Here is an 11,654-nt window from a genome sequence, read left to right as displayed (position 1 = left end):
GTGCCTTGCACATTTTAATACGATGTTCCCAATATTCTTTCGGGATACGCGGATAATGAATCTCTGCCGCTTTTACAACAAACGGTTTTCCATTCAGCAAGAAAGTATTCTTCCCCACTTCAAATGTGCCCTCCGAAGATTGAGAGCATGAGCTGCCAAGAACAGCCACTACTAAAATAAGTAAATACAATAAAGGTTTCTTCATTTTCTATCTATTGTTTTCATGATATATCTCATACTTAATAAAGAGAATTCACTATCGGCTAATGTTTCCATTAAACCGACAGCGAATTTGAAAATAATCCAAGTGTTCCTAAAAACTAAAATAATACCTATTGAAAACTGAGTACGGTGCAAAGATGAGGTATTATGCGCAAACAAAGGTCCTCAAATAAGTCAAAAGGGTATGAATATCGTTCAAATGAACTTTATTTATCATTTTATGAACTCTTTTTACAGAAAAAATCAAGATATTTGCAAGAAATACCATAAACACTAAAACACCTCATAACGGGAGACCTTATGAATAAAACGACTTTTATACTACTAATAACATTAATTATATCATACATAAATACTGCTTATATTCAAGCACAGACTCAACGTGTCACAGTACAGGGGAGTATCCTGGAAAAAGACACACAGTTCCCTGTTGAGCAAGCTACCATACAACTGTTATCCTTGCCCGACAGTAATTATATAAAAGGCATTTCCAGCTTGGAACAGGGAAAATTTTCACTCACAACTCTCCCGGGACGTTTTTTGCTAAAAATTTCTTTCATAGGCTTCGCTACCGAATATAAGCCCCTGCAAATAAACACAACCCAGACTATTGTTCAACTAGGCAAAATAGAGTTGAAACCTGATGCTGTACTTCTTAACGAAACCGTCATTGTAGCCCAAGCCCCGCCTGTTGTCGTCACAGGTGATACAACCGCATATAATACTTCCGCTTACCGCGTCAGTGAAGGTGCTGCATTGGAAGAACTAGTCAAAAAGCTACCCGGAGCCGAAATAAACGAAGAAGGGAAATTAATCATTAATGGTCAGGAAGTCAAAAAAATCATGATGAACGGAGAAGAATTCTTCCTTAACGACCCCAATACGGTTTTAAAAGAACTGCCAGCCGATATGATAGATCAACTAAAAACTTACCAAAAGAAATCAGACATGGCACGTATTACCGGAGTAGATGACGGTAAAGAAGAAATGGTACTCGACTTACGCGTAAAACCAAGTATGAGAAAAGGATGGAATGGTAACTTTGAAGCAGGATATGGAAATGACGACCATTATAGGGCAAAAGGAATGGCCAATCGTTTCAAAAACAAAATGAACTTATCAATCAATGGTACCGCCAACGACAATGGAATTAATTCCAATCAAAGAATAGGTGCCAACTATTCTCAGAATACTCAGAAACTCAAATATGGAGGTAGTATTGAAGTCCGGGAAAATAAACGCGATTCATGGAGCAAGCGTCATACAGAATCTTTTTTGTCAGACAACACTTCTCAGTTTTCCCTGCAGAACAACCAATCCGATGGAAAGACAAGTGCTATTTCCGCTAATTTTCGTTTCGAATGGAAATTAGACAGCCTCACCACTATTATGTATCGACCGACATTTAATTTTTCCAAAGGAAACTCCAATTCAGGCAACTTCTCAGAAACGCTCAACAACGAGTCAACTCCTATCAACCGGAAAGAAGCCACAAACCACCAAACGAATGACAGATTCTCCACCAATGGCTCTTTGCAGTTAAACCGCAAATTAAACAGCAAAGGAAGAAACATCGCCTTACGTCTTTATTACGATCTGGATGACGGCAATTCCGATCGGTATAGTCTTTTGAATACTTATTACTTGAAGTATGGTGATAGTATAAAAACTTTAAACCAATGGATTGAAAAACTTGACAAAAACAATAAATATCAAGTTCAGATAACATATATGGAACCTGTATTTACCAATCGGTTTATCGAAATTAATTATAGCTATCAACACCGTTCCACACTCTCTGAAAAATATGCCTATGACTGGGATAAACAAGAAGATACATACAGTCAATATCCTGACACAGCGCACAGTGATTGCTACAAAAATAAATATTCCACCCACCAAACCGGCATATTTTTCCGTACTATCCGCACCAACTATTTTTATAATATAGGTATAGAAGTTGAGGCACAAAAAACGACAAATAAAAGCTATATGCGGGACACGACCTTTGAGTATTTATCCAGAAATGCAATAAACTACTCCCCCACCATAAACTTTAAGTATACCTTCTCTAAACAAACAACCTTAAAAATAAACTATCGTGGGAGAACGGCACAACCCGGTATGACCGACTTATATAGAAAAAAAGATATTTCTGATCCTTTAAACATACGGCTAGCTAACCCCGAACTTAAACCATCATTCAATAACAACATATCAGCTACATTTAATACTTACTTTACTGAAACATCCCGCAGTTTGAATGCTAACCTCTCCTATAATAATACAATGAATAGTACAACACGTATTGTCACATATGACGAAAATACCGGAGGACAGACTACCCAACCGACTAATGTGAACGGGAACTGGCGAATAAACGGTTCGCTTACCTTCAGTACTCCATTATCCAACAAAAAATTCACAGTAAATACACACACCAATACAAATTACGGCAACTCTGTCGGTTTCACTGTGCTCAACAAAGAGTCAGATGCAGTTAAAAGTAATACGACTAACCTCTTTTTATCAGAACGCTTAAAAGGGAGCTACCGTAGCGATCTGATTGACTTTGAGTTATCTGCAGAAGTCAGATATCGAAAATCAGAACATTCTATCAAAAAAGAGAACCGACGGGAAACATTTGATTATACATTCGGAACTGAAGCAAACTTAAACTTACCTTGGGATATAAAAATCTCATCCAATATCAATTGTAGATTAAAAAGAGGATATGGCGGTAAAAATGATACTAACCGCACCCTATGGAACGCACAAATATCGAAAAGCTTCCTCAAGAAGAAAAAGGCAACCGTCCGATTTCACCTATATGATATACTTCGTGAGAATGAAAGTTCGGAACGTTCCATTTCCGAGAATTCTATCACCGACAGAGAATCCAGTACTTCTAACGTATATTTTATGGCATATATTGCGTATCGGTTCAATACCTTCGGACAAAAAAGAAAACGACAATCGGTACAAAACTAAAATTATAAAAGAGAAGGAAATGATGTATCCACAACTACATCATTTCCTTTTTGTTCTTTAAACACGCTGAGTAACATTGAAAAAAGTCATATTGCAAGATATCAGAAATTCGCAAAAGGAGTTCGGTATCAACACTTGATTTCCTGAAAATTTTATACACATTGGTCCGCGCACAACAAAGCTGTTCTGCAAACCAAGTGACAGACAATCCTTGTCGATGTAGTTCATCTTCTATAAGCCGGCCAACGTGTGTCATCTTACTCTTGTGGAATAATTAAGAAACTGAAACCACACGCTCCTCCTCCGCCATTTTCCAATCGCACAAGAATACGATTCCACCCTTGACGGAACTGGAAAGGAGTAATATGTTCGTCAATATTATACCAACTGGTACCATAATCGCGCCATACATCCTTACCATTTATCCATACCCGGCCACTATCATCCGTACCGATGGCAACCAGCATGGTAGTAGCCTCATCAAAATAAAGTTCCGTATAAGCATAATAAGTAGAATGTCCGGTAGTGACAGGAACCGTATTATGCATTGATTCACTTTGCATAAACTTCCATCGCAGCGTACCATCCAAATACACTTCTTCCCCTATGACCTTTATCGGATGAGAATCCGTTTCCATCACCCCTGTACCTACTTGTCCGTCAGTATATACCGCATCAAAGTCCACAGATATCTCAGGCGGATGGACAATCGAAAAGTCCTCTCGCCCAAAACTTTCCCACGGTCCTATCATATACCATGTGTTAATATATAACCACCCTTTACGATCCGCGCTTTTTGAGAAACGCCGTCCGGGCAATGCCTGAGCTTTTACCATTTCCTGATTAAGCCGGGGACCTGCATAAGCATTCATCGGACGTCTGTTTCCACTGCCCTGAGCTGCCTCCCCCATGCCACCGAAACCGTTCCCATTGCCACTGCCTTCACCTCCGCCCGGCTGACCATTGCCAATTCCAAAGCCGCCACCGGGCTTTCCGACCTGCTTCACTACTCCAAAGAGATTTTCCAACCGAGATTGAGCAAGTCCGGCTTGTCGGGTCGCTTGTCCCAACAGACCACGGTAATTGTTCAAGTCTGCCGTACTTTTTATTTCCAGACCTGCGCTGGCATTACTTCCCGCTGAAGTAGCCCATTCCCCTCCTTTAGTCTGCATTCGAATCAGTTCATCAAAACTTGGCATACGGGAAGAACCTGTCTTCAGAGAACTATAAACCTCGGGAAACGAAAGTCCCTTGGAAAGCGCCTGTTTAGCTGCATTGGCAGCCAAATGGTTCTGCTGTATTTCAGCCTCATATTCTCTTAAAAGAGCATACATATCATCTACCGACGGATTCGCAGATAACTTGCCCGCCTGCGGAATATTCCTTGCTTTCGAAGTATCATTAGCATCATCCGGTGCCGTACGTGGTAACTTTCTTTGCTCTACTTTAGTCAACAATTCATTTTTCCGCTGCCTCATCTTCTTAGCCATTTCCTGAAATTTACGAAGCTGATCTTCCAAATTTTTCTTGACCAATACTTCCGACTGCTTCACTAATTGCTCAGAATAATTAGCGGGAAGCTCCCGCTGAGCCTGCTCCTGCTTTATTTTATCACTGATACTTTTCGGAGATTTCTGTTTTTTCGCTTGCAAGTCAATAACTCCCTGTCCTGGTGATGGCATCAGCCAGATAAACAACGCTCCTCCTACCAGACAGACCAGCGCAATAACCCATGATAGGATAACCGTCAGACGGCTACTCCCTGTTGTAGTTTTCGTCATATGTTCGTATTCCTATATTCGTTAAATTATAAAACTGACAAGCATCCATTACTTCCACAAAACGTCCGAATGGAGTGTTTTTATCCATATCAATGCGGATACGCCGACCCGGATCAGAGATACAGGTCTCCCGCAATTGTTCCATCATAAAATTAGTCGAACAAGGTTGTCCGTCCCAATAGAAGTTACCTTCAGCATCCAGTCCTACAATAGCCTGTTTATCATCCGGTTTCAGTTTTATAGCTGATTCCGAAGTCGGCAGATCCACTGAAATATCCCTGTTTTTCACCTTCGTCATTGTAGAGACAAGAAAGAAGATCAATAGCAGAAACACACAGTCGATCAAGGGCGACATAGACACTTCCGGTTCATCTTCGTTATTAAATAGTGATAGTCTCATAAGCTTAATAAGGTTTACTACCCAAACGGACACGCGTACGCGTGAATCCTTGTATTTGACATTGATCGAATATCTCTATTACCGTATTTACGGGTACAGTCCGGTAAGCCGCCACATCAATAGCAATTTCCGTACCTTCACTGTTGCGGAGTTCTGTAAGGAAAGTATTCAGATCAGAAATCGGCACATAGTGGTTCTCACCAGTATACGCATCATGTCCTACTACCTGATACACATTTTTCTCCTCATCCACTGCTATGATAACAGCTTCCTCTCCGGCGCGGGTGGTAGACAAGCTGGAAGTCATTGAAGGAAGTGATAAAGGTATTTGCATTTCCCACTTCTTCATCATAGTAGTCACAAGGAAGAAGATCAGTAGCAGAAAGACGCAGTCTATCAAGGGTGACATCTGCACCTCTACTTTGTCTTCTTCATCATAGTTTAGTCTCATGCTTCTCCTCCTTACTCCCCGGTGTGTTCATATCCGTCGAATCTCCTTCCAGATAGAGAGTAGTAATCACATTTTCAACTTCTACTTCTATCAAAGAAGCCAATTTCATAATACGATTTTTAATAATGAAATACAAAGCAATGGCAGGAGCTGCGATGATCAAACCGGCAGCAGTCGTAATCAAAGCTTTTGAAATAGAATCGGACAATATAGAAGCGCCGCCTTCGTCACCATACAATGCTACCAGACCAAACGCTTCGATCATACCGACAACTGTTCCCAGCAAACCGATAAGGGGCGACAGGGAAGCTATGACTGACAAAGGATATATGCGTGACAAATGTGTACGGATATCACGTGCGGCCATATCACCAGCTGTCTGGCTGACAGCTTCTCTTCCGGCTTTCACATGCTCGAAAATAAAACGCAGCGAATTTCCTAATGTGGAAGGGTATTTATCACAGGCTGCAATCGCACCTTTCAAATCTCCTTGTGCAAGGCATTCGCTGACTGTTTTACGCAGTCCTTTTGGTGCCAATCTTCCTTCTCTTGAAGTTAGCAAGCGTTGCAAAGCTATTACTAAGGCAAGCAATCCAAGCAAATACAACGGATACATCATGAATCCTCCCGCTTTAATCTGTGCAGCCCAGTCAATCTGTACTCCTTGCGGTTGTTCATCCTCATTAGTTGTTCCCTCTTCATATACCAGCCCTTCCTCTTCTCCATCAACGGGTACCGGAGTTGCAATTTCGCTCGGAAGTACTTTCGGAGCATTCTTTATATCATCCTGTGTCTTAGCGAGAAAGATTTCATCAAATCCCGCATCACGCCTCTCCGGGCAGATAAAAGAAATACCGGTCAACGTAATATTACCAAAATCTTTCCATAAGTCCCTGGTCATCACCATCCAGTGTCCCGGTAGCTCACCGAGATTAAGACCTTCCATCGGATTTATCAAATCCTTGGATTTGCCGGCTATATAAGTAAAATCATATTTCTTGCCTTTTTGATTTGCAGACTTTTCGGAAACATGAAATTTCATTCCAATTTGATCACCTCCCCATTTTACCCAGGCAAAAGTGATATAGCGAAACTCACCCGGTCCCGGATTCTCGCGAATAGGAATGGATAGCCCGGTCAACTCTGCCGGACTTTTAGAGGCTCCTACATATATATAATTTTCTGATTTTTTAGAGTATCCCCCATCACGGACAAATTTATTATCCTGAGCTTTCCACTGCGCCCCGTCCGGTATTTTAGTACTAAAGATTTCATATAATCCTTTACCGGATCTACTATTTGTTTGGGCTGAGAGCGGATAAGTGAAAAACGTTATTACTCCTAAAAGAAGTATACTCAACGTACCTTTTCTAAAAAGTCTTTTCATCTTTGTGCAATTCATGTCTATTCTATTATTTATTAAAATTTAAAAGCCACCGCAAATCATCGAATGATTCACAGTGGCAAAGTTGATAAAAATAGAAAAGAAATGAGTACTCAAATCATTCAAAATACTCCAATTCCTTTAAATGATACAGAATAAAGAGTTCAAAAATCGTTCAACAGGTTTAAAAATAATCCATTACCTGAAATTTCCAACTTTTTTTTTCTGCCGCATCGAATATTAATAGCTTACACGATACGGCAGACACAGCACATTTGCAAGTAGTTTTTTTATTGGGTCGTAATGAAGTAAAGCTGTGGCTTAACAAAATACAACGAATCGGGTGGTAATGCTTTTAACTTTTCCAAATACGGCCTGGCATTTATATCAATGGCCTTTTCCATGGAAAAATAAGAAAGACCATGAAATAACATTCTAAAAGCTCTAATATCCCCTACTTTACGGAATGGATAAAAGATAAATTGTTTCGAATCATACATCTTAAAATTGTCCTTGATTACATCAGCGTAATCTCTCTTCAATATACGCCAATATTCTTCTGTAGTAATGTCTGGCTTCTTTAATGCTAGAGAATCCATAATTTTCATAATTTTTTCGGTTGGTCTCATGCGTTGCATAATTAAAAATGGAAATCTTTTCAGAAGCAATTCTTGAAAATCTAAAAGAGGTGCATCTAATATATGCTCATAAATAAGCGAGTCGATATACAACATAGGAGTTGTCGCTATTTTTTTCATTTCCATAGAATCTCTCATCACTGGAATATTACTAACCGATAGTACTGTTTTCCCCTCCTGATAAGCCGGTACTCCATAAACTGCATTCCTAATCTCTTGGATAGTAAGGCCTGCAATTGGACGAGTATAGTCTTTTCTAACTCCTCGATTATCATATTCTTGAGAATAAACATTCATAGTAGATACTAGTAGAATTAGTACTGCTAAGTTTTGAATTGTTGTTTTCATAATATAATTGTTTAACAGGTTATTTTATCATAGTCTTTGATCATACATTCCAGCATAAGAAATTACATATGGTACATCAGGATCATGTCCTCCGAATATTCGATCACCCTGCCTGCCATAATCTAATATAACAGATGGAATCTTATTGCTATTAGCCGTATTATCATCAACAACAGAGTAGAACAATTTTCTATTTTAAGATTATTCTCTACTTTAAAACGTTACATCAATACTCATTCAACTACAGATTTGCATTTATTGTTTGCTTGTATCTGTGTTTATCCTTACGCAAAACAACTTTTATCTTCGTTACCTTCTTTTTTCTCACTTTTATCTTCTTTGTTTTCATTCCTTCAGAACTCACTTCCAACACTGATCTTCCCTTTCGGACCCGAAGTAAAAAATGCCCCTCACGATCAGTGGTCGTACTATTATTCAGACCTCTCTCCGTTACGACTGCACCGATCAATGAATTGCCACATTTATCTACTACAATACCTTTTACCACATGTTTTTCCTCTGCTTCAACAGTAGATAGTCCACCGCAAACTGTCACTTTCTTCACACTTTTAAAACCAATCACTTCTATTTGTGGAAGTATATTAGAAGTATCCTTTAAACTATCTTTTACCGTTTCTTGTCCATACAAAGGACTGGAAAAAAGTGCTGATAATCCCAAAGAAACACCTATCACCTTTACATTCAGCCCTGCCATCCGACGTGAGAGAAGTTGCTGTTCCAAATAATGAATTTCAGCCTCACACTTCGGACACGTCCCCAAACAATCTCCTTGATATCGACATTTAGAGGTAACAAACTTTATATCATTTGCATTAGCTATCTGCTGCCTGATTTCTTTTAGTATACGACAGGTTACCTTCCCAGCTTTAGATTCTTTACTCATTATTTATATTCAAGTTTTATCTATCAGAAAAAATCTCTGATAAATGAGAATTTATGGTGTGCTACTTCAATTTCACGTTTTCTATTATCAAACCTCTCTATTCTAATTATAATCTACAAGATAAGAAGAAAAACGAAAAAGAAAAGGAAAGAGTGTCTCCAAAAAGGATACAATTTTTCATCCCTCCCTTTTCCTCCCTTCACCCTTCACAACTCCCTCTGGCACGACGATTGCGGGTGAAGGTCTCCTGTTCACCATCCGCTTCACCTCCCATCAGACGGAGACTACCCGATACACATTCCCAAACTTGGTATGCTTACGTTCTATCCCCACTGCTATCAGTATTTGTGCCAAACTCGCCGGATTTGCCCCACGCATAGCTGCCGGATTTATCTTCTTCAATCGCTGAAAGATATCAGCAGACGAAAGAAGTTCACACCCTTCTCCTTTTTCTGCCGCCCGATAACAGGAACGCAATACGTCTTCCACAGGTCCCTGACGATAGAACGTCATGTTACTTTGCTGCAATTCCGTCTCTTCCTCTTTTGTAAACCAATAATGTTCACCCGCCAAAATCTCCGCTTTCAATTGAGCATAAAGTTGTGCATAGTCAATCCCCTCACAATCGATAGGATACTCTACCAGCACACAAATAAACCTGCGGCTACCAGTCGGGTCAGTCAATAAATCTTTTCGATTCGATGTCCCGATAAAAGAAGCTATACGAGGTAGCGAGCGATAATTTTTCTGATAAGCTTTGCACAGGCTTAATGAAGCCATCTGCATCAGATTCTTCAATAACGGCATTTTCGTCGGAGCATATTTATCAAACTCATCCAGATTGAGAAGTCCCATCTCCGCCAATCTCCGTTCTATATGCCCTTGACTGGTTAAATCCACCTTATCCATATAATAACGCTGAAGCGCAGGAGGAAGTAGCGATTTGCAAAAAGTAGACTTTAAATATCCTTGCTCCGTACTGATAAGCAAAGGCGCCACACTATTGGCATGACTTCCCGTAACCCCCATCCATTGTGCTGTCATACCCCGCATCCATATATGGAATTCTTTCACCCACAATTGGTCTCTCGAAACTCTGCGTGCCAAAGCCGCCAAGCGATCCACTCCATCCCATACCGGCAATTCTTCCAAATAAAGTTTGAAAGGATGATACTCTGCAATACGGGTGGAGAAAATACAGCGTGAAAGATCACGATCCCAACAAGAAATACCTGATTCGTGAGCTTCCAGGCAGAATGTATTTAAGACACGCTGACTCACAGGTGCAAATCCTTCCTCCATTCGTTCCAACAAACGATATTCCGTTTCTTCTGTCAGCACATTGTAGCGGAAATCATAGCGGGATTTTAAAAAAGTATCTACGCTCTCAGTTAGTGACTTCACTTTCGATGAGTCTTTTTCTTTAGACGATGATACCCCCTTAATCGACTGAATAATAGTATTGACAGGTGCTACACTTTTTGTATCCCCTACTCCCGTTTCATCTTGTTTTGAAAGACACTTCATTAATTTTTGCCAAAAGGCAAACCAACCATTTTTTTGTTCCATTTTCTTCTTTTTTTATGATTAATGGATGCGAATATAATATCAAAAAAAAAGCCATTTGCAACTTTTTATCCTATTCATTTTATGAAAACCAGACTTATCATTAATATCCTATCATTTCTTGTTTATCATACTATTAAACCTTATCTTTGTCACCGACAAATTATATTTATCACCAATGTGATAAGATATTATCACTACTATGATAAAGTAACATCATTATTGTGATAAGATCTTATCATAGTAATGATAAGTATAAAATATCAGCACTAAAAACAAGAAATCATTTAAAGATAAAGCAGAAATGGCAGTACAATTTGAATTATATAAGACTCCGATGCCAAAGGAGAAAAAGAACAAGACGCGTTATCATGCCCGTCCGGTAAGTTTTGAGACCGTCAATACCGAGAAACTGGCTTATCGCATCCATGATCGCTCCACATTAAGAGTATCGGATATTATTTCAACCTTGGAGGAACTGAAAAATGAAGTAGCTCAGTGCCTCCTGGAAGGTAAAAAGGTGCATGTCGATGGATTAGGATTCTTTCAGGTCACTCTTTCCTGCGAAGAAGAAATACGTAACCCGAAAGACAAACGTGTGCACCGGGTAAAATTGAAAGCTATAAAGTTTAAAGCTGATAAAGAATTGAAAGGGGAATTGTGTCACATGAAATTCCAGCGTTCTAAAATCAGACCGCACTCCGCCAATTTATCAGAAGTAGAAATAGACATGAAACTAACTGAATATTTTGCTGAAAATCAGATTATCACCCGGAAAGATTTTCAATATCTCTGCGGAATGACGCAAATCACTGCATATCGCCATATCAAGAGGTTAATGGCAGAAAAGAAATTGCAAAATAAAGGGACGATCTATCAACCGATATATACTCCGGTTCCGGGTAATTACAGGGTGTCGGTGGATTTAAAATATAAAGAACGATGAAAGAGCCATGAAACAGGAAGCCC

General features: G+C 39.5%; 11 protein-coding genes. 2 read left to right on the top strand and 9 right to left on the bottom strand.

All coding sequences use genetic code 11. From position 1 onward, the window contains the following. On the bottom strand, positions 1-205 hold a 205-nt coding region (locus tag HMPREF9007_RS18585), incomplete at its 3' end, for a beta-galactosidase (protein ID WP_008760586.1). A 317-nt stretch (positions 206-522) separates the two neighbouring features. Between HMPREF9007_RS18585 and HMPREF9007_RS18590 the strand changes: the two genes are divergently transcribed. Continuing rightward, entirely contained in the window at positions 523-3,213 is a 2,691-nt protein-coding gene (locus HMPREF9007_RS18590) for a TonB-dependent receptor (RefSeq protein WP_008760585.1), read from the top strand. A 34-nt stretch (positions 3,214-3,247) separates the two neighbouring features. On the opposite strand, the gene HMPREF9007_RS27530 is transcribed toward HMPREF9007_RS18590, so the two are convergent. The 8 genes from HMPREF9007_RS27530 to HMPREF9007_RS18625 form a co-directional block, all read right to left on the bottom strand. Further along, positions 3,248-3,469: a hypothetical protein gene (locus tag HMPREF9007_RS27530; RefSeq protein WP_008760584.1), complete on the bottom strand. Its 222-nt coding sequence runs from the start codon at positions 3,467-3,469 to the stop codon at positions 3,248-3,250. Between the two features lies 1 nt (position 3,470). Next, the gene (locus tag HMPREF9007_RS18595) at positions 3,471-4,994 is read right to left on the bottom strand and encodes an OmpH family outer membrane protein (RefSeq protein WP_008760583.1); all 1,524 of its coding nucleotides are present in this window, start codon (positions 4,992-4,994) and stop codon (positions 3,471-3,473) included. Next, the gene (locus HMPREF9007_RS18600; protein WP_008760582.1) at positions 4,969-5,394 is read right to left on the bottom strand and encodes a biopolymer transporter ExbD; all 426 of its coding nucleotides are present in this window, start codon (positions 5,392-5,394) and stop codon (positions 4,969-4,971) included. The genes HMPREF9007_RS18595 and HMPREF9007_RS18600 overlap by 26 nt, the downstream gene beginning before the upstream one ends. A 4-nt stretch (positions 5,395-5,398) precedes the next feature. Then, positions 5,399-5,845 (bottom strand): biopolymer transporter ExbD, encoded by a 447-nt coding sequence (locus HMPREF9007_RS18605; protein ID WP_008760581.1) that lies wholly within the window; start codon positions 5,843-5,845, stop codon positions 5,399-5,401. Then, positions 5,829-7,247, bottom strand: a complete 1,419-nt coding sequence (locus tag HMPREF9007_RS18610; protein ID WP_032850163.1) for a MotA/TolQ/ExbB proton channel family protein — start codon at positions 7,245-7,247, stop codon at positions 5,829-5,831. Before HMPREF9007_RS18610 ends, HMPREF9007_RS18605 begins: the two co-directional genes overlap by 17 nt. 272 nt (positions 7,248-7,519) lie before the next feature. Further along, complete coding sequence (locus tag HMPREF9007_RS18615; RefSeq protein ID WP_008760579.1) at positions 7,520-8,215, bottom strand: hypothetical protein; 696 nt, start codon at positions 8,213-8,215, stop codon at positions 7,520-7,522. 241 nt (positions 8,216-8,456) lie between these two features. Further along, positions 8,457-9,119, bottom strand: a complete 663-nt coding sequence (locus tag HMPREF9007_RS18620; protein ID WP_008760578.1) for a carboxypeptidase-like regulatory domain-containing protein — start codon at positions 9,117-9,119, stop codon at positions 8,457-8,459. 273 nt (positions 9,120-9,392) lie between these two features. After that, entirely contained in the window at positions 9,393-10,688 is a 1,296-nt protein-coding gene (locus HMPREF9007_RS18625) for a DUF3874 domain-containing protein (RefSeq protein WP_008760577.1), read from the bottom strand. Between the two features lie 301 nt (positions 10,689-10,989). Between HMPREF9007_RS18625 and HMPREF9007_RS18630 the strand changes: the two genes are divergently transcribed. Further along, a complete protein-coding gene (locus tag HMPREF9007_RS18630; protein WP_008760576.1) occupies positions 10,990-11,631 on the top strand; it encodes an HU family DNA-binding protein in 642 nt (213 codons plus the stop codon). Positions 11,632-11,654 lie beyond the last annotated feature (23 nt).

It is taken from the genome of Bacteroides sp. 1_1_14, assembly GCF_000162515.1.
GTDB classification, from domain to species: Bacteria; Bacteroidota; Bacteroidia; order Bacteroidales; family Bacteroidaceae; genus Bacteroides; species Bacteroides thetaiotaomicron.
Note: the sequence above shows the minus strand (reverse complement) of the source record. Positions and strands in the feature narration are given on the sequence as shown.

What these genes read in the sequence shown, in the direction of transcription:
- HMPREF9007_RS18610 (WP_032850163.1), bottom strand. Translation starts at nt 7,247, where the DNA reads ATGAATTGCACAAAGATGAAAAGACTTTTTAGAAAAGGTACGTTGAGT.
- HMPREF9007_RS18595 (WP_008760583.1), bottom strand. Translation starts at nt 4,994, where the DNA reads ATGACGAAAACTACAACAGGGAGTAGCCGTCTGACGGTTATCCTATCA.
- HMPREF9007_RS18615 (WP_008760579.1), bottom strand. Translation starts at nt 8,215, where the DNA reads ATGAAAACAACAATTCAAAACTTAGCAGTACTAATTCTACTAGTATCT.
- HMPREF9007_RS27530 (WP_008760584.1), bottom strand. Translation starts at nt 3,469, where the DNA reads ATGACACACGTTGGCCGGCTTATAGAAGATGAACTACATCGACAAGGA.
- HMPREF9007_RS18590 (WP_008760585.1), top strand. Translation starts at nt 523, where the DNA reads ATGAATAAAACGACTTTTATACTACTAATAACATTAATTATATCATAC.
- HMPREF9007_RS18605 (WP_008760581.1), bottom strand. Translation starts at nt 5,845, where the DNA reads ATGAGACTAAACTATGATGAAGAAGACAAAGTAGAGGTGCAGATGTCA.
- HMPREF9007_RS18625 (WP_008760577.1), bottom strand. Translation starts at nt 10,688, where the DNA reads ATGGAACAAAAAAATGGTTGGTTTGCCTTTTGGCAAAAATTAATGAAG.
- HMPREF9007_RS18630 (WP_008760576.1), top strand. Translation starts at nt 10,990, where the DNA reads ATGGCAGTACAATTTGAATTATATAAGACTCCGATGCCAAAGGAGAAA.
- HMPREF9007_RS18620 (WP_008760578.1), bottom strand. Translation starts at nt 9,119, where the DNA reads ATGAGTAAAGAATCTAAAGCTGGGAAGGTAACCTGTCGTATACTAAAA.
- HMPREF9007_RS18600 (WP_008760582.1), bottom strand. Translation starts at nt 5,394, where the DNA reads ATGAGACTATCACTATTTAATAACGAAGATGAACCGGAAGTGTCTATG.